20 protein-coding genes and 3 pseudogenes are annotated in these 22,006 nt (G+C 58.9%); 10 read left to right on the top strand and 13 right to left on the bottom strand.

All coding sequences use genetic code 11. The features are described from left to right. Positions 1–2: 2 nt before the first annotated feature. The 3 genes from ASD03_RS26910 to ASD03_RS26920 form a co-directional block, all read right to left on the bottom strand. A complete protein-coding gene (locus tag ASD03_RS26910; RefSeq protein ID WP_057217542.1) occupies positions 3–1,508 on the bottom strand; it encodes a sugar ABC transporter ATP-binding protein in 1,506 nt (501 codons plus the stop codon). Positions 1,509–1,517: 9 nt separating this feature from the next. Further along, the gene (locus tag ASD03_RS26915) at positions 1,518–2,483 is read right to left on the bottom strand and encodes an ABC transporter permease (protein WP_057217544.1); all 966 of its coding nucleotides are present in this window, start codon (positions 2,481–2,483) and stop codon (positions 1,518–1,520) included. A gap of 76 nt (positions 2,484–2,559) precedes the next feature. After that, the gene (locus ASD03_RS26920) at positions 2,560–3,669 is read right to left on the bottom strand and encodes a sugar ABC transporter substrate-binding protein (protein ID WP_057217546.1); all 1,110 of its coding nucleotides are present in this window, start codon (positions 3,667–3,669) and stop codon (positions 2,560–2,562) included. 276 nt (positions 3,670–3,945) lie between these two features. On the opposite strand from ASD03_RS26920, the gene ASD03_RS26925 reads away from it, so the two are divergent. Next, positions 3,946–4,599 (top strand): TetR family transcriptional regulator, encoded by a 654-nt coding sequence (locus ASD03_RS26925; RefSeq protein ID WP_057217586.1) that lies wholly within the window; start codon positions 3,946–3,948, stop codon positions 4,597–4,599. A 5-nt stretch (positions 4,600–4,604) separates the two neighbouring features. Here ASD03_RS26925 and ASD03_RS26930 read toward each other — a convergent pair whose 3' ends face one another. The 3 genes from ASD03_RS26930 to ASD03_RS26940 all read right to left on the bottom strand — a co-directional run bounded on the left by ASD03_RS26930 (position 4,605) and on the right by ASD03_RS26940 (position 6,705). Further along, the gene (locus tag ASD03_RS26930) at positions 4,605–5,060 is read right to left on the bottom strand and encodes a heme-binding protein (RefSeq protein ID WP_057217548.1); all 456 of its coding nucleotides are present in this window, start codon (positions 5,058–5,060) and stop codon (positions 4,605–4,607) included. Then, complete coding sequence (locus ASD03_RS26935) at positions 5,060–6,067, bottom strand: zinc-binding dehydrogenase (RefSeq protein ID WP_057217550.1); 1,008 nt, start codon at positions 6,065–6,067, stop codon at positions 5,060–5,062. Before ASD03_RS26935 ends, ASD03_RS26930 begins: the two co-directional genes overlap by 1 nt. A gap of 119 nt (positions 6,068–6,186) precedes the next feature. Next, positions 6,187–6,705, bottom strand: coding sequence for a VOC family protein (locus tag ASD03_RS26940; protein WP_057217552.1), 519 nt, complete (start codon positions 6,703–6,705; stop codon positions 6,187–6,189). Positions 6,706–7,540: 835 nt separating this feature from the next. Between ASD03_RS26940 and ASD03_RS26950 the strand changes: the two genes are divergently transcribed. Further along, on the top strand, positions 7,541–9,070 hold the full coding sequence (locus tag ASD03_RS26950) for a phospholipase D family protein (protein ID WP_057217556.1): 1,530 nt from the start codon (positions 7,541–7,543) through the stop codon (positions 9,068–9,070). Positions 9,071–9,310: 240 nt separating this feature from the next. After that, positions 9,311–9,610, top strand: a complete 300-nt coding sequence (locus tag ASD03_RS26955) for a HigA family addiction module antitoxin (protein ID WP_057217589.1) — start codon at positions 9,311–9,313, stop codon at positions 9,608–9,610. Between the two features lie 49 nt (positions 9,611–9,659). On the opposite strand, the pseudogene ASD03_RS38220 reads toward ASD03_RS26955, so the two are convergent. Beyond that, positions 9,660–9,937, bottom strand: a pseudogene (locus tag ASD03_RS38220) (IS1595 family transposase); the annotation flags it as partial. A 215-nt stretch (positions 9,938–10,152) separates the two neighbouring features. Next, a complete protein-coding gene (locus tag ASD03_RS26960) occupies positions 10,153–11,052 on the bottom strand; it encodes a LysR family transcriptional regulator (RefSeq protein ID WP_057217558.1) in 900 nt (299 codons plus the stop codon). Positions 11,053–11,147: 95 nt separating this feature from the next. Here ASD03_RS26960 and ASD03_RS26965 point away from each other — a divergent pair, with 95 nt between their 5' ends. Together ASD03_RS26965 and ASD03_RS26970 are read left to right on the top strand one after the other, a co-directional pair. Continuing rightward, entirely contained in the window at positions 11,148–11,468 is a 321-nt protein-coding gene (locus ASD03_RS26965; RefSeq protein WP_057217560.1) for a nuclear transport factor 2 family protein, read from the top strand. Further along, positions 11,468–12,247, top strand: a complete 780-nt coding sequence (locus ASD03_RS26970; RefSeq protein ID WP_057207837.1) for an SDR family oxidoreductase — start codon at positions 11,468–11,470, stop codon at positions 12,245–12,247. Before ASD03_RS26965 ends, ASD03_RS26970 begins: the two co-directional genes overlap by 1 nt. Positions 12,248–12,460: 213 nt before the next feature. Here the strand turns inward: ASD03_RS26970 and ASD03_RS26975 are convergent, their stop codons facing one another. Together ASD03_RS26975 and ASD03_RS26980 are read right to left on the bottom strand one after the other, a co-directional pair. Beyond that, positions 12,461–12,667, bottom strand: coding sequence for a hypothetical protein (locus ASD03_RS26975; protein ID WP_057217563.1), 207 nt, complete (start codon positions 12,665–12,667; stop codon positions 12,461–12,463). A 642-nt stretch (positions 12,668–13,309) separates the two neighbouring features. After that, complete coding sequence (locus ASD03_RS26980; RefSeq protein WP_082555563.1) at positions 13,310–14,128, bottom strand: ornithine cyclodeaminase family protein; 819 nt, start codon at positions 14,126–14,128, stop codon at positions 13,310–13,312. Between ASD03_RS26980 and ASD03_RS26985 the strand changes: the two are divergent. The 3 genes and pseudogenes from ASD03_RS26985 to ASD03_RS38225 all read left to right on the top strand — a co-directional run. After that, positions 14,075–14,503, top strand: a pseudogene (locus ASD03_RS26985) (transposase); the annotation flags it as partial. The gene ASD03_RS26980 and the pseudogene ASD03_RS26985 sit on opposite strands and share 54 nt — an antisense overlap. A 99-nt stretch (positions 14,504–14,602) precedes the next feature. Next, the gene (locus ASD03_RS26990) at positions 14,603–17,602 is read left to right on the top strand and encodes an AsmA family protein (RefSeq protein ID WP_113568948.1); all 3,000 of its coding nucleotides are present in this window, start codon (positions 14,603–14,605) and stop codon (positions 17,600–17,602) included. A gap of 232 nt (positions 17,603–17,834) precedes the next feature. Then, positions 17,835–18,060, top strand: a pseudogene (locus ASD03_RS38225) (DUF3088 family protein); the annotation flags it as partial. Here the strand turns inward: ASD03_RS38225 and ASD03_RS39765 are convergent. Beyond that, on the bottom strand, positions 17,990–18,373 hold the full coding sequence (locus tag ASD03_RS39765) for a hypothetical protein (RefSeq protein ID WP_162250540.1): 384 nt from the start codon (positions 18,371–18,373) through the stop codon (positions 17,990–17,992). The pseudogene ASD03_RS38225 and the gene ASD03_RS39765 overlap by 71 nt on opposite strands. A 77-nt stretch (positions 18,374–18,450) precedes the next feature. Here ASD03_RS39765 and fdxA point away from each other — a divergent pair, with 77 nt between their 5' ends. Next, on the top strand, positions 18,451–18,789 hold the full coding sequence (gene fdxA, locus ASD03_RS26995; RefSeq protein WP_057217566.1) for a ferredoxin: 339 nt from the start codon (positions 18,451–18,453) through the stop codon (positions 18,787–18,789). A 26-nt stretch (positions 18,790–18,815) separates the two neighbouring features. After that, positions 18,816–19,703 carry a dihydrodipicolinate synthase family protein gene (locus ASD03_RS27000; RefSeq protein ID WP_057217568.1) on the top strand — a complete coding sequence of 296 codons (888 nt, stop codon included), beginning with the start codon at positions 18,816–18,818 and terminating at the stop codon, positions 19,701–19,703. On the opposite strand, the gene ASD03_RS27005 is transcribed toward ASD03_RS27000, so the two are convergent. Both ASD03_RS27005 and ASD03_RS27010 read right to left on the bottom strand, forming a co-directional pair. After that, complete coding sequence (locus ASD03_RS27005; RefSeq protein WP_348523282.1) at positions 19,688–21,010, bottom strand: amidohydrolase family protein; 1,323 nt, start codon at positions 21,008–21,010, stop codon at positions 19,688–19,690. The two genes, ASD03_RS27000 and ASD03_RS27005, sit on opposite strands and share 16 nt — an antisense overlap. A 71-nt stretch (positions 21,011–21,081) precedes the next feature. Next, on the bottom strand, positions 21,082–22,005 hold the full coding sequence (locus ASD03_RS27010) for a LysR family transcriptional regulator (protein WP_057217570.1): 924 nt from the start codon (positions 22,003–22,005) through the stop codon (positions 21,082–21,084). Position 22,006: the final 1 nt, after the last annotated feature.

The following is a 22,006-nucleotide window of genomic DNA, read 5'->3' on the forward strand; positions in this document are numbered from 1 at the left end:
CCTCAGATCATGTAATGCAGGAGATCGTATAGCGAGGGCTTTGCCCCCGGCACGCAATCGAAGTTCTTCTGAATGCGGCCATCCTTCACGACGACGATGGTGTGAGACAGCCCGATGGCCTCCTCCAGGGTATCGGCGACCAGGACGATGCCGACACCGGCACCGCTCATTTCGCGGATCATGTCGTAGACATCTTCCTTGGCTCCGATATCCAAGCCGCGGGTCGGGTGATCGAGCAGCATGATGTCCGATCCCGCCGATCGCCACTTGGCTAGAACGACCTTCTGCTGATTGCCGCCGGACAGGTTTCCGCAATCCGCGAATTCGGAATGTGCCTTGATCGAAAGCTTCTTGATCCAGTCGCGCGCAAGTGCGCGCTCTTCGGATATCCGCAGGACGCCGGCGCGAGAATGCTTGTTCATTTGCGAGAGTGTCATGTTCTCGTAGACGTTCATGCCGGCGACGATGCCCTCGACCTTGCGTTCGCGAGGGACGTAGCCGACACCTTGGTTCACTGCGTGGCGAGGCGAGAAAATCTTCACCTTGCCGCCCTTGATCTGGAGATTTCCCTGGGTTGGGGTGAGCATTCCGTAGATCATCCGCAAGATCGCCTCGCGCCCCGACCCTTCCGTTCCCACCAGGCACAAGACTTCCCCGGCATGCAGTTTTAGGGAGATGTCCTTCGTGCGTCCGGGCAGTCCGACCCCATCCATCTCGACCAGAACCTTGGATCGATCGAAGGGTTTCTGCAGCTGTTCGCGATAGTATTCCTTGTCGACGTTGCGGCCGACCATCTTGTGCTGGATCGCTTCGGTCTGGGCGGTACCGCGCTCCACGACATCGACGACATGACCGTCCTTCATCACGTAGATACGGTCTGAAAGCTCCATCACCTCGTCCATGCGATGGGAGACAAATATGAAGGACGCGCGCGTGACCAGTTCGCGTACCAGCTTGAAGAGCAGTTGCACTTCTTCCTTGGACAGAACCGAAGTCGGTTCATCGAGAAGAATGACCAGATCACCGTCAACGCGTTCTTCGAGGGTGAGAACCTTGGCAAGTTCCACAAGCTGTCGCTGCGCGAAGGAAAGCTTCGAGGTAATGGTCGCGGGATCGATATCGAGCTTGACCTTGGCGAGTTGCGCCTTGGCTGCCGTTGCCATTGCGTTCCAGTTGATGACGCCGAACCTTACAAACTGCTGTTCGTAACCAAGGAAAATGTTCTCCATCACCGTCAGGTTGGCAATCAGCGACTGCTCCTGAAAGACCATGCCAATACCCTTCTCCATGGCCTGGCGAGGATTGGCAAAGCGCACGGTCTGGCCATTGATCAGAATGTGCCCGCCATCGGGTTGGTAGGCCCCGTAGATCACCTTCATCAATGTGGATTTGCCCGCGCCGTTCTCGCCGACCAGCCCGACGATCTCGCCGCGCTTGATGTGAAAATCGATAGCCTTGAGTGCGTGAACACCGGGGAATTTCTTATCGACGGCTTTCAGTTCGTACATGGCCCTGCCTCACTTCACGAAGGAAACCATCTTGCGGTCGGTCGACAGCACGACAGCAAGAATGACGAGCAATCCGAGAACCCCGTCCTGGAGAAAATCGGGCAGACCGACGACGACCATTCCATTATTGATGACACCGACGATAAGGACGCCGACGAGCGCGTTCCACACACCCCCGATCCCGCCCCAGAGCGCAACGCCACCCACTACGACCGAGGTGATCGAGATGAACATGAAGTTCGAGCCGGTCACGGACTCGGCCTGACCGATGCGCGCCACGACCAGGATCGCTGCCAGTGCGTAAAAGACGCCGGCAAGCGCGAAACCGGTGACACGCACGCGGTTGACGTTGAGACCGGATGCATGTGCCAGTTCCTCGCCACCACCGACGGCATAAAAGTTGCGGCCGAGCGTGGTGTGCGCTTGTATGAACCAGGCAACGAGCAGGAAGAAGCCGGCGATGTAGACCATGATCGGGAAACCGAACCAGCGCACGGTCAAAAGTCCCCGAAACGTTGCGTCGCTCACCTTGACGATATCGCCGCCCGTCAGGAGGATTGCAGCCCCGGTCCCAACGAAGCCCATCGCAAGGCTGGCCATGAAGGAGGGTATTCGCAGCTTGACGTGAACCAGCCCATTGACGAGCCCGATCAGCCCGCCGACCATAAGGATAAGCGGAATGGCCAGCCAACCGGCGCTCATCAGCGTGCCGCCGAACTTCGCAAAGGCGAACGCGAATACGACCGCCGTGAGCGAGATCGCTCCTTCCATGGAAAGGTCGATCGATCCCATGATGATGATGAATGTCACGCCGACGGCGACCATCAGCGCCGGCGCCGCCGCGATGGCGATGCGGGCAAAATTGCGGACCGAGAAGAAGGTCGGATTGAGGGCGGTGAAAAAGATCACCAGCGCGATCAGCACCAGCAACGGCGCCCATTTGATCAAGGTTTCGCGCGATATGCGACGTGTCACGTTAGGCACCCCTTCGCCCGGACTGTGATGAATGAAATGGAGGCGAATGCGACGACGCCTCCATCAGACGGATAGCTCAGTACTGGATCTGGCCGTTGGACGGGCCCCAGAAATCCTTCCAGTCGTAAGCCGGCACGGAATCGAGATACTTTGCCTTGAATTCCTCTGCATCCTTGGCGGTAACGAGGATCGTCGGACCGTAGAATTCACGATGCTCTTTCGACTCTTCGGACGGTTTGAAGCTGCCGATTGCTGCGTGATAGGCGAGCGCCGCGGTGACGCCGCCGCCCCAATGCGGATTGGTAAAGACGGTCGCCAGGAGTTGACCCTCCAGCACCATCTGCACGGCCTCGAGATTGCCGTCGTAAGCGACGATCGGCATGCCTTCGATGCCTTCGGCCCGGAGGGCCTCGATCACTCCATAGGCGATGTTGTCATTGGCGCAATGTACGCCCTTGATCTTGTCACCGTGACGGGTCAGGAACGACGCCATGAGTTCCGCGCCCTTCTGCGTGTCCCAGTCGGCCGGCTGCGCGTCGAGCAGTTCGATCTTCGGATAATCCTTGAGTGCGTTCTTGAGGCCATTGAGGCGCTCAACCGCAGGGTTGTTGGCAGCAATGCCACCGAGATGAACAACTCCGCCCTCGCCACCCATGGCCTCAAACAGGATCCGCGCGGTTTCTTCCGCCGGTTTCTCGTCCGACCAGGTCATGTGGGAGACGTAGTTATCACCGAAGTCCCAGGGATGCAGATCGTCTGTCTTGTTCCAGATTGTCGAGATGTAACCTCCGGCGGCAGACACCGCCTCCACCACTGGCCTTGCATTCGGGCTGTCATTGGCATCGCAGGCAATCGCGCAGTTGCCGTTGTTCTTGGCGAGGAAGGCCTTGATGTCGGCGAGTGACTTTTCCGACGAGCCTTCATTGATCAGGCTGACAAGCGCACCTTTCGGCTTGCCGATCGTTTCGACAAAAGCCTCAGCGCCCGAGATCACCGAATTCCAGTAGGCGGAGGCGCGATCGCGATAGCTCCATGCGATGGCCGGATCGACCAGCGCCGCATGTGCGCCACTGCGCCCGAGAATGGCCGGAACCGTCATGGCCCCAACGCCGGCGGCGGCGGCCAGGATGAAGTGGCGACGGCTGAGCGTCTCGCGCTCGATAAAGTCCTTGATAAAGGTCGACATGGCGTTCCTCCCAAATCCACGTTTGAACGTTCCCCGCATTCGGCGGGTTTTTCAGAGGGCAACAAAGGCGATCCACACCTTCGGGGCCGAGCCTCCTCAGCTCTCCCACGCCCACTTAACGCACTAACTAGTTACTTCTTTGATGGAGCCGGAGTCAAGAGCCTTTCGCGATTGCGGCCTTGATGATTTTCGACTGACCGCTTTGACGGATACGCACGCTGGCGTGTATGACTGGCCAACATGAGCCGCGAGCGCGCTGGAGGAATGGCCTTGAGCATGATCAACGAACCGACCGAAAAGCCGGGCCGCAAACCGCGCATCCGCGATGCGGAGGCGACCAAGGCACGCATTCTGGATGCCGCCAAAAAAGAATTCGCAAAGAATGGCTTAGGCGGCGCGAGAGTCGATGTAATCGCCGAGAAGGCCAAGGCCAACAAGCGGATGATCTACCACTATTTCGAAAGCAAGGAGGGCCTGTTTCAGACTGTCCTGGAAGATGCCTATATCGACATACGCACGGCGGAACAGAAGCTTAACCTCGATGACTTGCAGCCAAAGGCAGCTCTCGAAAAGCTCGTTCGTTTCACCTGGGAATACTATCTGAAAAACCCCGAATTCATCACTCTGGTCAACAGCGAGAACCTGCATCGCGCCAAGCACCTGAAAAAATCCGTAGTGATCAAGACGGCCAGCCGCAAGTTCGTCAACATGGTGGAAGTGTTGCTGGAACGAGGCGCCTCTGAAGGTGTCTTTCGCCACGGCATCGATCCAGTGCAACTGAACATTACCATTGCGGCAATCGGCTACTATTACCTCACCAACCGCTTCACCGGCTCGATCGTGTTCGAACGTGACTTGATGGCGAGGGAGGCGGTCGACGAACGCCTCCGCTTCAATATCGAGACCATCATGCGGCTGGTTTGCGCCTAAGCTCGCTAGAGCTCGAAAGACAGCCCCTCGAGGTCGAGTGCATGGCGGGCGCATTCGATATCTTCGACGTCTCGCGCACCAGACACACCAATCCCGCCGACAACCCGGTCGCCGTGGATGATTGGCAGACCTCCGCCCCAGACCAAAAGCCGAGACCGATTGGCTAGGCCCAGCCGCAGCGAAGGACTATTGTCCATTCTCTCAAAGAACGCTTCCGTCGTACGTCTCATCGTCGCCGCGGTGAAGGCTTTGTCCATCGCGAAGTCTAAGATTGGCGGCGCCACCTCATCCATTCGCGCCGCCGCAAGTGTCGCGCCTTGCGGATCGACCACGCAAACTGCCACCCGCCAGGCGTTCCTGGATGCGTACGCAACCACATGACCGACAAGGCGCAGCCCAGCATTTGCAGCAAGCGCCGTGGCGGTGACGATCAGCCCACTTTCCTGGTGAGAGCGCTCCATTATTCTCCCCCCTCAAGACGGGTCCAATCGAGAACGATGAAGGGCTCTTCAATGCGCTTGGCCGCGATATCCGAATAGAGCGATGAAGGATTGTTTGGCACGACCTGCCGTATCAGGCCGTCGAGTGGAATGCGGCCCTCAGCGAGCCAGTCGAGCGCAAGCGAGAAACCGCTGAAAACTGAATGGGGTGCATTGTTGTACCCTGCGAGAAGCTCCTCCCATTGAAATCCTTGCGCGTGCATTGGGATTTCCCACTCCCAACCAGAGCGCAGGCTGGCAAGATTGAAGAAGACGGCGTTCATGAGATCGTGGGCAGATGCATCCGTCCATTTGCGCCAGGGAACGCCAACCATGACCACCTCCCCAAGCCTGCGCACAAGGCGGCATCCATCAAGGATCGCATTTTCATGCCCCGAGCAATCCACGACAAGCGCGACCCGACCGGCGAAGGCATCGTCCCCAAGAGGCATCCGCTCTCTGCAATCGGAAAGACCGCTTCGTGCCAACTGCGCTCGCCTCCGCTCGTCAGGGTCGACGACGGTCACACGGTAGCCGCTGATATTGAAAAGGTGTGCGGCGAGAAGGCCGACCGGGCCGGCTCCTGTGATGACGACGCGGTCGCCGGGGCGAGCCATGGTTGTCATCAACGTGGTCATCGACACGCCCATCAGACGTGCAAGCGTTGCAGTTCCGGGGTCTAGATCAGCCGGCAGCGGCAGGGTGTGTCTGGCGAGATGCGTTTGCGTGGCGCGATGAGCACCCATCGCAAACCTCAGTTCGCCGGGCCGAAGGCCGACGACATCCCCGGCGACCTCATCAACCCTGAAGACTGCGGCATAACCGGGACGAATGGGAAAAGCATCGCCACTGGCCCAGCCCAGTTCAGTGCCTTGGCTGACGAGGGTGTAGAGCGTGCGCCCGCGAACTTCGCCCGCCTTCAACGGCAAGTCCTCGTAGGACGCCAGCTCAAAGGCCTGCTTTGCGACAATCATGATTTCATCGGGCATGAAGGTCCTTTCCGGCCGAGGAAGATGACCGCATCCAAGACAACGGAAAATTGCCTGTGTGAATTAGTGCTTAGAAGGTGATCCGCTCGCCAAACCGAACGGAGCGGAGGGACCATGCGTCAGCGACCGGTTACCGGCGACCATTGCACCGGACCTCCCGCCTGTTCATAGCCAAGCGGACCCGGCATGCTGACAACCTCGAGGAACTGACCCCACGGGGCCTTCAGATAGAGCCAGGTCAGCCCTTCCATGGCGCCGCTGTCGACATATGTCGGCCCTTCGAGCACCTCGACACCTGCCTCACGCAAGCGCATTGCCGCAACCTCGCAATCATCAACCTCGAACGCCATGTGAAAACCGCCCGGCTGACTGTTGCGTTTAAGGGGCGCATCGCCGTCAACCTCTCCGGAATACTGAAACAGTTCAAGGTTGGTCCCGTTGCCGACCCGTAGCACCATGATGTTTTCGATCCGCCTGCCCGCAGGAACACCGAGGCGCCTTTGCATGAAGGTGTCGTCCACATCGATAGGCCCTGTTTGTAGGCATCTAGCGGCACCGAATACGGCTTCAAAAAAGCCCGCAGCCTCCTCAAGATCAGGCACAGTAAAGCCGATATGCTGCATCCCAAAAACCTTCATCGATTCCCCCTCCGAGCGGTCCATTCACACGCCGGCTAAAAGCCGACCGAATTTAGTATGTAACTATTTAGTTATTTAATTGCAACCAGTTTCCCTCCCGTCGGGACCCGCGCTTTACGCAAAATGGAAAACAGCTAAACCTGAACCCGGACCGCCGCAGTGGCCGAGCGGTACCGGCATTCCCACCAGACATTGCCGGGCGGGCCTGTCATGCATGGCGATCAAAGGCGACAGAACTGCTCGTTACCCACATCACAAAGGCGTGCGAGTCCCTCTTGAGCAATCTTCCGAAAGTGAGGGGCCGCAAATAACTGGTGGGCCACGGCTGATTGAGGTGGACCAGTTGGCTTCCATCACTCGCCTTGAGTGGGTTCGAACCGCCGGCAACTCGAGAAAATAATGAGCGTACCAGGCGCCGGCAGGAGCGCTGCCAGAGCCCGTTCGCGCGCGGCTTAACCGGTTAAAAGCCTCGTCTCGGAGGATCCGCAGCGCGACGGCGAACGGCCGGGATCCGGGAAGCCTAGGCCCGACAAGCCGCTCCGTTTTGATTGAGGACCGCAGACAACGAGGTTTTCGGGACCTCGCCATCACCTGCCCTGCCTGACGAGCGACCGGGCGATATCGATGATGTCGCGCGAAGCGAAAGCGGCTCCTTGGCACCTTCCGGCCCGGAGCGACAATGAGGTTTGGTGGACGATATCACTCCGGGAATGGTGCTCAATCTCAAAACGTGAGAGCATATCTGTAGTAGCGACAAAGTGCGCGGCGCAGCCAAAGTCTAGCTTTGCGAGCCGCGAAGGGGCGGTGGCGTGGAGCATTCTGGCTGGGGCGTAGTATGAAATCATTTATCCTGGCCGCAGGGCTTTCCTTGTTCCTCCTCGCCGCCTGTTCTCACACCGTGCAAACATTCAAGCAAGCACCGTCATATTCGCCCGCGCAGCCGACAAGCACGCGGCTGACACAAGCTGTCCAAAGGCTTGGTGATCCTAGGGACGGTCGCTCCGGGGTTAGGCTGATCGGCAACGGAGAAGAAGCGCTGGCGGCGCGCTTGGCGCTTGCAGCGGCCGCCGAACAGACGATCGATGCGCAGTATTACCTTCTGCACAATGATCCTACCGGAAAAATCTTTGCGTGGAGCTTGCTGCAAGCCGCGGATCGGGGTGTGCGGGTGCGGCTATTGCTCGATGACATGGACACTAAGGGCTATGACGCCGTGACAGCGGCTCTGGACTCGCATAAAAACATCGAAATCCGGCTCTTTAACCCGTTCTGGCGGGATCAGAGCCTTGTCGCGGCCGTCCTCACCGACTTCAAGCGGATCAACCGCCGGATGCACAACAAGTCGATGACCGCCGATAATGCCATGTCGATCGTCGGTGGCCGCAATATCGGCGATGAGTATTTCCTGGCCAAGAGGGAATTGAACTATTCGGATCTCGATGTGCTGGTGGCTGGACCCGTTGTCGATGAAGTCTCGACAAACTTTGATGAGTACTGGAACAGCAAGTTTGCAGTGCCGGCGCGCGCCGTCGTTGGCGAACCAGAGGGGTTCAGTCTCGACGAAGCGCGCGATCGCCTTGACGAGATCGTCGGGGATGCTCGAGAGACGGAATATGCCAGCGTGGTGCGTGCGGCTGCGAAGCAGCATCTAACGCCATCGACGCTGAAGCTCGCGTGGGTTCCCGCCAAAATGTACTCGGACCCCCCTTCAAAAACGGCCGGTGAAGACAACGAAGAAGAGATTCTTGCCTCTCAACTGTCAAAGTATTTCGCCGATGCGACATCAAAGATTGAGATCATCTCTGCGTATTTCGTGCCCGGCAAACGCGGCACAGAGTGGTTGCGGGAACTTGAGGCGCGGGGCGTCGAGGTGTTGGTTGTAACCAATTCGCTGGCATCAAACGACGTGAAACCAGTCTATGCGCATTATGCAAAGGACCGGCGGGCTCTTCTGGAAGGAGGAGTCCACCTCTACGAACTTCGGCCTGACGCAGATCAAGAAGCGCGGCGCGGCGTCAATTGGGGTGAATCGCGATCGGGTCTGCATGCCAAGGCGTTTACCATCGACGATCGTTACCTGTTCGTCGGCTCGTTCAACTGGGACCCGCGGTCGGTGAATATCAATACGGAGATGGGCATTCTGATCGACTCGCCTGAATTTACCAGGATGACGTCGAATGCCCTAAGAGGCGTTTTAAGAGAAGAAACCTTTGCCGTAAGGCTGAACAAGGACAAGCGGATCTCGTGGACGCAGACCGAGCCGGACGGGACGCAGCGGATCTATTATCATGAGCCTACGGGTTCGCCCTGGGATCAATTCGTGGCGGGATTTTATGCGATTCTCCCTATCGGCTCGCAGCTCTGAGGTTTTCGCGACGCGGGCGCGCCGGTATTAGGCCTAGCGTTGGCAGGGGGAAAACCGCCCTAAGAAAATCTGGGGCTCCTATTCCGCTTTGGCCGGAGAGCCGCCGACCATCGAGTCTCTGCTCTTGAGAGGAATCAATGATCAGTAGCGCATATGTTTTGTATGGACAGATGCCGGTATCGAAGACGTCGAAATAGTTGACGACCATTGATGGCCAATCGTGGCACACAGGAGCTTGAGATGACCCATATCCTTCCTCCGGTCCATCCGGGCGAAATCCTCCGCGAGGAGTACCTACTTCCGCTGAACATGAGCGCCGGTTCACTGGCGAAAAAGCTCAATGTCCCTCGCACTCGCATCGAGCGTATAGCGGCGGAGCAAACACCGATAACGACGGATACCGCTCTGCGCCTCGCCAAGTATTTCCGCACAACGCCGGAATTTTGGATGAACATGCAGACCAGCTTCAACCTCAAGACGGTGGAAACTGCGCTTCACGGCGAACTGGAGTTGATCCCGGAAATCGATAGAGCAGCATAGCCGGACCCTGCCCCTGGCACGGCACATTCCAGTCGATACATGGCCTTTATCAACCAAAGACAGCGACTGCTGATTTGATGATGATCCCACCATCTGGACTTCTGCGCATTTGCCGGCCGATAGCGGCGCGAAAGACTTGCAGCAATTGCAGCGCCCGCGGTACCCGCGACACAGGGTTTTCATGCGTTCCCTGCCACTTCGGCTTTTCCGCACTGCCTGGCCCGTAACAATGCGCTGTGACCAGCGGAAGCCGATCTCGTGGAAATACAGGTCGGCATGCTGCCAGCTGATATGATGAATGACGCCGGTAATTGTGCGACGGACACGCTTAGGTCTGCAAACGGCAGCATTGCGCCCCACGTCGGTTGTCCAGGCTATTGAAACGAGATCCTAAAGGCCGACGGTCTGCTTTTCCGCTCGTTCCTTCCGGAATCGCAGATCACCAGTCGCCTACTGGCCGCAAACCAGTCATTCACGGATTGCAAATCTGTGTCCGCTTGGAGCGTTGTAGAGACAAACAAGCTTCTCCACTGGCGGTTCAATTAGCTCACTGTCGCGAGCTCACGCGCAAGTTCCAAGAACGCCCTGACCCCGGCTGACAGATTTCGGCGCCCAGGGTAGTAAAGGCAAAGCCCCGGATATGGTGGCGTCCAGTCTTCCAGTACACGGACGACGCGCCCCGCCTCAATGTCCGGGAAAATGTCTTGCTCGAAGATGTAACCTATACCGGCGCTTTCCAGGACAGCGGTTCTTGTGAGGCTAGCCTCGTCCAGCGATATCGGGCCGCGTGCATCGATTTGCACCTGCTCCCCGTCCTTCTCGAAACGCCACCGAAACAGGGAGCCATCGGGCAGGCGAACGCGAATGCATCGATGGCTGAGAAGATCAGGAGGGACCACCGGCTTCCCATGCCTCTCGAAGTATTCAGGAGACCCAACCACAGCATGTCGCTGGGGCCGGCCGAGCGAAACGGCAATCATGTCGCTGGGAACGAGGCCCGCAACCCTGACTCCCAGATCAAACCCGTCCTTGACGATATCGACCATCTTTCCTTCAGTTACAATATCGACATTCATGTCGGGATAGCGGCGCAGGAACTCAAGCACGAGCGGTGAGATGATTGCGCGCGCCGCGAACGGCGCCGCGTTGATCCGTATTGTTCCGGAAGGTGTCTCACGTTGCGCACGCACTGAATCCAAAGCGGCATAGAGATCCTGGAGCGACGGCGCCACCTGCTGCACAAAGAGCCTGCCGGCATCCGTCAGCGACACGCTGCGTGTGGTGCGGTTGAACAATCGCACCCCAAGCTCCGCCTCAAGCCTGCCTATTGTGTGGCTCAACGCTGTCGTAGACATGCCGAGATCGATGGCCGCTGCGCGGAATGTGCCGCGCCGGGCAATAGCAATGACCGCTTCAAGTTCCTTCAGGTTGGCTTGTTCCATTGTCCCGATCTGTTCATTGCCGCATGCCGGCTTATCCCACTTATCTACGCAATGGTCGAGCGCTACTATCGGATCAGCCAATGAGGAGAAACACAATGGATATGCCTGATATCGTGAACATGTACTTTGACGCTGACAGCGGCAGCAATGCGGATGCGCTGTCGGACACGTTTGCGATCGAAGCCGTTGTGGAAGATGAGGGATCGCGCCATCAAGGCGTCGTCGCAATCCGTGAATGGTGGGTGGCTGCGAAGAAGGCGACGCAGTACGTTTCTGAACCTTTGGAATCCACCCTTGACGGCAACAAAGTGCTCGTCCGAGCCAAAGTTAGCGGCCAGTTTCCCGGCAGTCCGGTGACGCTCTCATATGCCTTCACCACCAAGGACGGCAAGATCGCTAGGCTGGAGATCCCGTGATGACAGACTTTCTCAACCTGAGAGGCAAACGAGCCCTCATTACTGCTGGAACCAAGGGGGCCGGGGCTGCGACCGTCAGCCTGTTTCGGGAACTCGGCGCGCAGGTGTTGACGACCGCGCGGGCGCGTCCTGAGAACCTGCCGGAAGAATTGTTTGTCGAGGCCGATCTCACGACTGAAGAGGGGTGCGCGGCCGTCGCGGACGTTGCGCGTCAACGTCTCGGCAACATCGATATCATCGTTCATATGCTGGGTGGCTCGTCAGCAGCCGGCGGTGGCTTTGGGGCGCTAACTGATGCCGAGTGGCACAAAGAAATGTCTCTCAATCTTTTTCCCGCTGTTCGACTCGATCGCGAACTGGTTCCGGACATGGTCGCACGGGGAACCGGTGTGGTTGTGCATGTCACGTCCATCCAAAGAGTGCTGCCTCTCCCGGAAGCGACCACGGCTTATGCCGCAGCCAAGGCGGCACTCTCGACTTATAGCAAGGCCATGTCCAAGGAGGTATCGCCCAAGGGCGTCCGCGTCGTGCGAGTGTCTCCGGGTTGGATCGAAACGGAAGCGTCCGTTCACTTGGCCCAGCGCTTGGCGGACAAGGCGGGTACGGATCTTGAGGGTGGCAAGAAGATCATCATGGATAGTTTGGGCGGCATACCTCTCGGGCGCCCTGCCAAGCCGACGGAAGTGGCAAACCTGATTGCTTTCCTGGCATCGGATCGCGCTGAATCGATCACAGGTACCGAATACACCATCGATGGAGGAACTGTGCCAACAGCTTAGGATCGAGACGCCTTCACAGATCAAGCGGGCGCGTCCCATCCGCCGATCTGTGAATAGATGGCGTCGCGGAGATGCCGGACATCGCGATTCAAGGATGCCAACTCCTGGGCGCCTGTGTAGAGGTTGCGAGCAATGTGTCGCTGAGGCTTGACCGGTTAAGAACCTCGTCTCGGAGGATCAGCATCGACGGCCAACGGCCGGGATCCTGCAAGCCTAGCCCGAAACTTCAGCCTTCTCGATCGCCGGTATGCGGGACGGAGCGGCACCCATGCGCATGGCGAGCTGGCGCGTAGTCATGCCGAGGGCCTCGCGGATGGCCTTCATCCAACCACGTGGCGGCGAAATGAGCTCTAGGTCTCGCACCGGCGCCAGACGTCGTTCCAACTGTTTTCGAGCGAGGGCCGCTTGTTTTTTGTTCATCTATTTATGTCCATTTTCGAACAAAATAGCATATAAAAATGAGCAAAGATATCCGTATTGAGCATTTAAAAGTATTCAGCTTGAGTTAGAGCGATCACAAATATATGCGCAATANGTAGTCATGCCGAGGGCCTCGCGGATGGCCTTCATCCAACCACGTGGCGGCGAAATGAGCTCTAGGTCTCGCACCGGCGCCAGACGTCGTTCCAACTGTTTTCGAGCGAGGGCCGCTTGTTTTTTGTTCATCTATTTATGTCCATTTTCGAAGAAAATAGCATATAAAAATGAGCAAAGATATCCGAATTGAGCATTTAAAAGTATTCAGCGCGAGTTAGAGCGATCACAAATATATGCGCAATAGCTCAGCAGCTAGGATAGCCGCGAGTTTCGAGCGATGGACAATCGGCCAAGCTGTCGTTGGAGAAGCACCGCCGCTAAAGAGGTGATCGATGAGACCTTGCGCCGAGCCCTGAAACCGGCATGCCACTTTTAAGTGTTCGCGACCTCGTCGCGAATTGAGGAGAGGCAGCATGGTAGTCGACAGCTTGCCGGGTTTTAACGGATGTCCGTATGCTTCCTTGGGCATGCCCCTCCATCGGGGCAGGCCCGCGCGACTAAGTGCATGCCCTATAGCGAAGCCGCCTAGGCAAGCTGGTAAACCAGCTGGGCTGCAGCAAGATCGGCAAGCCCGGAGCCCACACTCTTGAAACAGGTGATCTGGTCCGGGTTCGTGCGTGCGAACTCGTTGTTGCGACAAAGATCTGTCAATGTCCCCAGGAGGGCGTTATGTCCAATCACGCCGGCGGCAAGGGGCTTGATAAGTTCTCCTGCTTCCTCAACCGCGACCGTGGTATCGATGTAGATAGACGAGCGACGCATCACTTCATCATCTGCCTCTCGCATATCTGGGGTAAAGGCCCCGACGAGATCGACGTGAGTGCCAGGTTTTAGCCACTCGCCTCGAATGACGGGCGCAGTTGCAAGCGTTGCGGCGCTGACGATGTCAGCGGCTTCGATCGCGGTTTTAATGTCCGCCGTCGATTCAGTGGGAAGGCCACGGTCTCGCAGGGAGGAGTCGAGACGATCGGCTTGTTCGTGATGGATGTCCCAGATGACGATGCGCCGAACCGGTCGTACAGCTACATAGGCGTCCGCGATTAGGCTTCCCACGCGCCCAGCGCCTAGAATGACAAGCGATGAGGCGTCCTCTCGCGAGAGATATTTGGCCGCAAGCGCCGATGTTGCCACAGTGCGCCGGCTCGTCAGCGTGTTTCCGTCCATGAGGGCCAATTGCTCGCCCGTAACGGCGTCGTAGAGCATGTATGTCGATACGACAGCAGGCAGCCTACGCTTCATGTTACCCGGCATGATGGTCACCAGCTTCACGCCAAGAAAGTGATCTTCGACAAATTGGTCGCAGAGTGCGGGACCGATCTCTCGGCCTGGCCGAATGCCAAGCACTTCACCTCCTGGCTATGCCTCTCGCCAAGCAACAAAATCTCCGGCGGCAAGGTGTTGTCCTCACGAACCCGACGATCTGGCAGCCGGGCCGCGGCGCTACTGCGGCTTGCCGCGGTTGCGGTCGGGCGCACTGAGACCGCGCTGGGCGCATTCTATCGGCGTTGGTCCGCACGTGTTGGCAAGGCCAAGGCGGTCACCGCAACCGCCCGCAAAATCGCCGTCTTGTTCTACAACACGCTGCGGCACGGGATGGAATACAGTGATCCGGGAGCCTCCTATTACGAGGAGAGTTACCGTCGACGCGCCCTCAACAATCTCGAACGAAGGGCAAGGTCGCTTGGCTACACACTACAGCCCGCGTCAACGCCCGCCTGAGTGTTTCTTAGGAATGCCGGACAAGTCCACCGGCAGTTGCAAATCTTTTCACCCCGGAAAACGATAGCGAATCAGTTGTATTTGCGACGGGGACATATAATGCGATTCTTCCTTGGCTTTCTCGCGTTCGGTGCGCTCATTGCCGCCTCCATCCTCGTCTTGCCCAGCTTCGTTTCGAGCGAATGGATGCGCGCCGAACTCAGCCGAAAGCTCTCGACTGCAACAGGCAGCTCAATTGCCTTGAACGGCCCCGTCAGGCTGTCCGTATTCCCACATATGGCGGTGGTTGCCGAAACTGTCGTGCTCTCGAGCGAAGAAGCGGGCGTCACAGCCGAAATCGGAGCGGTTGCGGGCTCAGTGACACTCTCCTCCCTCTGGTCGGATCGCTTGCACATCAAGGAGATCAGGCTGGTTCAGCCGATCCTCACATTGCACGAGAAGACAGGCAAAGCATCGCCCACAGAAGGCGGCAAGCTGGGCCGAGCCAAACCAGGCGATCCGCTTGCCGCGCTTGTCACTTTCCTGGAGCGAAGTGCAATCGACTCGGTCTCGGTTGTCAGTGGCACTTTGAGACAGCAAAGCACTGCCGGTGCGAAGCAGGTCATAACCGATATCGACCTTTCACTCGCAGTACCCGACGTCGACGATCAACTTTCCCTTTCGGCGAGCGCCCGTATCGAGGAACGGCGCTACCAGATGACGCTCGCGATCTCCTCCGTGCGCCCGTTGCTTGAACGACAGCCAGCTGACCTGAGCCTTTCCTTCGAGGCGGATCCCGCCCCCGCCCCCGGGCTCTCCGCATTCGAGGCCACCGGACAAGTCGCCCTCAACACCAATGGCAGCTACCAGATCCGCGGCGGCAAATTGCTTGTTGGAGACGAGGCTCTTGGCCTCGACGCACTCTTCATACCCGGCAATCGCCCGCGGTTTCTCGCTGACATCGACGCTGACCGGTTGGACCTGAGCGCATTTCTTGAGGCTACTACCTCGGCTTCGTCGCAACCCAACGCGAAATCGGAGAAGTCGGGCGCTTCGACGGGTTTGCAGCTTCTGACCGGGTTCGATGCCGATATCGGCGTGAACATCAGGGATCTTGTCCTTGGTGACATCTCGGCATCAGACGTTGCCTTGGCGGCAACGCTTAAGGACGGGCTGGTTACGGCAAGGATAGAACATCTCGGCATCGATGCCGGCAGCGTTGCGGCAAATATCTCTGTCGATATTCGCGAGGTTGAGCCGACCTTCAAGGGCCGCATATCCAGCAGCGGGCTCGATGTCGCCAAAGTGGCAAATCTGATCGGGCAATCCGTTCCTTTGACCGGGTCTGTCACGATCGATACCCGGTTCGCGTTTCGCGGCCTCTCGGGGGATGCCCTGAGAAAAACAATCAACATGACCGGCAGCCTAGGCCTGCACAGCGCCACCTTCATCGCGCCGGGCGTCGCCGATCCCTCGTTGAGCGAAGTCAAGATTAAGAAGCTGGCGCTCAGGATCGATGACTTTGCAAAACCGGGGCGTCTGTCGGGCAGCCTGGCCTGGCGCGGGAAACCTGCCGAAGTCGACTTGCAGCTACCGTTAGGCAGTCTCTTGGCCGGGGACCTCAACTCGGGGGGTATACCCCTGAAGCTTGACATGCGTATGCCGGGAGCGGCTCTTTCGCTTGATGGCAAAGCGGCCATTCCGAACGGCTATGCCGGCAAGCTGATTTTTTCGACAGCGGACGTTCGCGGGTTCCTTGGCTGGCTTGGACAGAGCGGCCCGCACAACATCGACCTATTTGCGTTCAACGGTGATGTCAGCGCGAGCCCGGCGAGCGTTCAGTTCGAAAGTGCCACTTTGTCGGTCAATGGTGTCGAGGGGACCGGGAGTGGATCTGTCCAATTCACGACACCATTGAAGATATCCAGTGCCCTCAAGTTCGCACAGCTAGATTTTGCGCGTCTCGCCGGCGCGCGCTCGAGTGCACCTCAATCGAAGGCGCAGGGAGCTGACCCTGCGCCCGATGCTCCGTTGGATTTCTCCTCGCTTCGATTGATCGATGCATCCATTAATGTCAACGCCGATAAACTTGGATACGGCAACGTATTTGCAGGGCCGGTGGCAACCACTCTTACCGTTGCCGATGGAGTCGCAAGTCTCAGCCTTCCTGAAAGCCCGTTCTATGGCGGCCATATTACCGCAAGCCTGAGGGCCGACGGCTCCGGGTCAGAACCGTCGATTGCTTTAAACGCCTCAATCACGGGCGCTTCGGCGGCGCCGCTTCTGACCGACATGGCAGGCTTCAAACATCTTGAAGGCGCGCTGCAGGCCAAGCTCGACTTAACGGGAGCTGGCAGCACGACTGGCACACTCAAACAATCGCTTCAAGGCAGCGCGGATGTCCGGTTTTCCGATGGCGCCATCCGCGGCATCGATATCGCCGACGCCTATAACAACCTCGTTGGCCTGATGTCGTCGGGCTTCAAGCAGAATGAAAGCCAAGCGACAGGGTTCACTGAACTCAGTGCCTCGTTTGCCGTTGATAGCGGCGTTGCGCGAACCGAGGACATCAAGCTAATCGGCCCGCTCGTGCGCATGAACGGGACCGGGGAGGCAAATCTTGCGGACGGACAGATGAAGTTTCGGCTCGATCCGCGGGTGGTCGCATCGCTGGATGGACAGGGCGCCGAGATCTCAACTGACGGAATCGGAGTTCCGGTCCTGATCGAGGGGCCCTTTGCCCGTCCTCGCATATATCCCGATCTGTCGGGACTTTTGAAGAACCCCACCGCTGCCTTGGCGACACTGAAGAAGTTCGGATTGCCGACCGACACGCTGCGGATCGATGACCTGCTCTCCGACAAAGCGACTGGAGGATCCTTGCGCGACATCGTCGGCGGCGCCATCGACAATTCCCTCAAAGGCAAGCAAAACCAACCTTCCATCGAGGAGATCATTGACGGCAATGTGGCGCAGAGCGGCGAGGCGCCGCCGGACGTCCAAGCTGACGAAGACCCCGCTACTCTCGAACCCGCGGCCAGGCAACCGGTCCCCGGAGCGGAGCAGCCCGATCAGGACGCGGGGACGTTTGGAAATCTGTTCAACCGGCTTCTCCAATAGAGACAGGGGATTGTTGCAGTTCCCGGGCGTGGAGACGTAACCATCCTCCGCAGCCCCGTGCCTGGTCAAGCCGTTCCCGTGCGCCTGGTAATTTTAAAGCGCCCTTCGGCGCATGTCAGCACTGGGATGTGATCGACTTGTGGATGTCGATAGGGATCGGTGCAGCACGACGTTTCCGTGCCTGCAAACATCGTAACTTCGGACTATGCCTTCGCGGAGGTCGCACTCAATTCTTGCGCGAAAGATTGATGTTGAACGGATTGCGTGCTCGTCCGCGATCGCCCGTCATTGCTCTAGTAGGAGACATGAGTCAGTCCCTGCCGCTGCTTGTGCTGGCGGACGGCGAAACATCGAAGCATCAAACTGATGTTTTTCAAGGAAGAGCGTTCATTTCCGAAAAAGACAAAATCCTTGCCGCCCTGTCCGAAAGGCACGGCTTCCCAGATCCACATCCATAAGCTGGACTCCAGGGTTGATGTCCAAGGGTGAACCGCGATGTTCCCCTGCCGCGTCGAGCTCGATCGGGATACTTGCGGCCGATGCGGACCAGGAACGCCGGCGGCCGATTTCCGCAACCTGATGCGCGGAGCCAGGGACTTCGACGATCTCGTCTCCTAACGCGCCATTCGCGATATCATCGTCGGTCGTCGCAACGCGGCACAACAGTGGCGCAAGCAAATGCGTCCAAAAAATCACCCCCATACCAAATCTTGAGCTGATTGCGGCCAAAAGCTTGCAGCGTCCAGATGTTGCCTTTTTGGCAACCGTCACGGCGAATATCTATGCTTCTTCGCCGGAAGAAACTCTGAAACATTGGTGTTGCAAGCAACTCCTTAGAGGCAAGCAAGATGGCCTATGTCATTACAGAGCCCTGCATCGACGTGAAGGACGGCGACTGTACCGCGGCCTGCCCCGTGGACTGCATCTACGAAGGTGGCCGTACCTTCTACATTCACCCCGAAGAATGCATAAATTGTGGGCTCTGTCTGTCGATCTGTCCTGTCGACGCCATTGTCTGGGATCACGAGATCCCGGAGAGCCAGCGCCACTTCATCGCAGTCAACAAGGAGTTCTTCGACTCCGACGTGACCGGATTGGGATCGCCGGGCGGGTGGAGCAAGGAGTGCTCGACGGCGCTGGACCACCCGTTCGTTGCCGGCTTCGAGAGGGTAGCAACGTCACCATGACAACACTTCAGCAACAGGAACGAGACATGTCTGTGACAGAATTCCGTGGCGTCGTTGCCGCCGTGCCGACGCCGTTCGACGATGAAGGCCGGATCGATACCGAAGCCTTTGTCGAACATGCCAGCTGGTGCCTGAACAATGGCTGTGATGGCCTGAATGTGCTCGGCACGACAGGCGAAGCGAATTCGCTGTCTTTCGAACAGCGCAGCGCTGTCATGGTCGCTGTAGCCGAGGCGCTGGATACCAAAAGGCTGATGGTCGGAACCGGAACGCCTGATCTCGAGACGACGATCGCCCTGACGAGCCTTGCCGGCCGCCTCGGCTATGCGGCAGTGCTGGTCTTGCCGCCTTACTACTACAAGCCCGCCCCCGACGACGGGCTCTTCGCCTGGTTTGCCCGGCTCATTCGCGGCACCGCCAAAAACCCGATTCCGATGTATCTGTACAACTTTCCGCAGATGACCGGCATCACCTACAGTCCGGCCTTCGCCGCAAGGCTCGCCGAAGCATTTCCGGATCGCATCAAGGGGGCCAAGGACAGTTCGGGCGATCTCGACTATGCGCGCCAGTTGTCGAGGATCCCGAACTTCGCCGTCTTCCCGAGCAATGAGGCCACACTCGCCGATGCGGGCGCCGACAACTACGCCGGCACGATTTCTGCGACGATCAATATCGCCCCGGCCCTGTCGGCCAAGCTCTGGAAGAGCCAGGACGATACCCCCTTGCAGGATCGCGTGCTTCGGTTACGGCAGTTGATTGCCGCCAACCCGCTTATCCCGGCCGTCAAATACCTGGTCGCCAAGAGGTCAGGAAATCCAGTCTGGTACAATGCCGCCCCGCCGCAGCCTACCCTTAGCGACGCGCATCGGGAGACGCTTGACCTGATCGCCGCGCGTGCTTACCAGCCGGAATAATAGGCGCGCGTCGCCGCGGCGAGCTTGATCACCCGCGCGCGCTCGCCGGCCAACCGAGGTAGATCAGCGCGCGCCTGCTTCAGGAGTTCGGCCCGAACGCCTTCGTAGTCGACACGGGTCAGTCTTCCATCGCGCATGATCTCCCGTCCGCCGACGTAAAGGCCCTTTGCATGGGCCGCCGTCATCCGGACGAGCAGAATCTCAGCCTCATCCAGATCGCCCGTCAGGCTGTCGGCAATTAATGCGGCGTAATCCACGAGCACGAGGTCTTCGTTCACCGGCGCATTCAGGACTTTGGCGCCGACATGGATCGCTGCATCGAAGACCCGCCCGGCCGTGAAGGTCCGCGTCATGTCGCGGCCGCCATGCAACAGATGGGCCAGGCGCAGTTCCCGCCACAGATCCTGATCATCATCGAACCCTGTCCCATCCAGGCCGAAAGCGAAAGCGGGTCCATTCGCCGGCATGGCGGCGACGGGTGCCACGCCTGAACGCAGGCGTAAATTGGCCGACGGGTTGGAAACGAGCTGCACCCCACGCGCGGCCAGCAGCTCGAGTTCGTCCTGGCGCAACTGAACGCCATGGGCAACCGCGAGGCGCGGCGAGAGGAAACCGATATCGTCCAGATATCGCACGACACCCTGAGGGAAGCGCCGGTCCAGCCAGCACCGCTGCCGCGGACTTTCGAGGAGATGCATGTGAATGCGCCGGCCCGTTGCTGCAGATGCCTCGGCGATGCCTTCGAGCAGCGCATTGGAGCACCACTGCGGCCCGATCGGGCCGTACTGAACATCGATCAACGGGCTGGTGTTGCCGGCAGCGACAGCGTCGACTGCCGAAATCTGGACCATGGGCGGTGCGTATTTCGGGATCGAGGCGCTGATTTCCTTCCAGTCTGCCGGATCGAGGAACGGGCGCAATCGCCCCGGCCCGCCATCATAGGCCCACGGGTCGAAATCAAGCAGTGGGCAGGAGAGCGCGAGCCTGATGCCTAGCTCATCCGCGGCTCGCATCACGGCGCCAGCCTCGTCCACCAGCCGGTCGATGTTCAGAGAGTTGTGGCAATGCATCGTCGCACCGACGCCCGTTTGCGCCAGCCGAGAAAATGCTACGAGCGCTTCGAGGTAGGGGTCAGTCCGCGGCCTGAGCCGGAGGCCCGGGATCCACGTCTCCAGGGCATCGTCGATGTTGCCGAAATCGAGCGTGCGAATGCCATAGCCGTGGTCATGCGCGTTGACGGGCGGTGGCATGAGGAGAGCATTGGCCGGGATCGTTGCCGGGGAAATGCCGTCAGGCAAGTGACGCAGGAGGTCCGGCTCGCGTCGTGCGACTTCATGACCAGGGCGCAAGAGAAGTCGTCCCGGGATTGGTCCTGCGCTCACGTGCGGATAGCCTCCATGATCTGGTCGCTGAACCTCAACAGTTCCGCGCCGACGAACTCGATGACGGCCTCGGCCGCGTGTGTGCGCTGCCGGCGCCGCTGCACGAGAATTCCAACGTGCAGGTTCTGAAGGCGCGAGCCGGAAAGCGGTATGGCGACGACATCGCCCGAATTGATCTCCGCCAGGAAACCGATCGGCGTGAAGAAGGCCACGCCCTGACCGGAGATGATGAACGGCTTGAGCATCATCTGGCTGTTCGAGAGCACAAAGGGCCGTCCGGTCCGCTCAAAGACGGAGAGCTCGATTTCGATGAGCGAACGGATCGGTTGCGTGTCGAGTTGCAGGAGAAGGTCGTACTGGGCGCACTCGGCGAGCGAAACCTGCCGCTGCTTGGCCAGCGGATGCCCACGCCCGACGAAAGCCATCAGCGGCATCGGCACACGAAAGAGCATCTCGGTGTCGTCGGGCCGGGCCAGATCGAAGGTCAGGCCCATGTCGACGTCGCCTTCGGCGACCAGGCTGCTGATGTTGCCGTGACCGGCTGTGTGGATATGGAAGCTGACCCCGGGGTGAACGCTGTGGAACGCGTTGACCATATCCGGCAGGAACTGGATGGCCAGACTGTCGAGACAGGACATCTGGACGCGGCCGGTCTTTTTTCCCTGCAAGGCGCCGAGGTCACTGCGCAGAAGGTCGAAATTCTCCAGCGTAGCGCGGGCGTGGCGCAGCACGTTCTCCCCGGCGACAGTCAGCCTCAGCCCATTCGAGAGCCGCTCGAACAGCGCAATCCCAAGCTCGTCCTCCAGCTTCTTGATTTGCCGACTGACCGCCGAGGAAGCCACATGAAGCTCCTCGGAAGCCTTGCGAATGGATCCGGACCGCGCGACCGAGACGAAGTATTTCAGGATGCTGGCGTGCATT

This window comes from Ensifer sp. Root127 (genome assembly GCF_001425225.1).
Classification (GTDB): Bacteria; Pseudomonadota; Alphaproteobacteria; order Rhizobiales; family Rhizobiaceae; genus Ensifer; species Ensifer canadensis.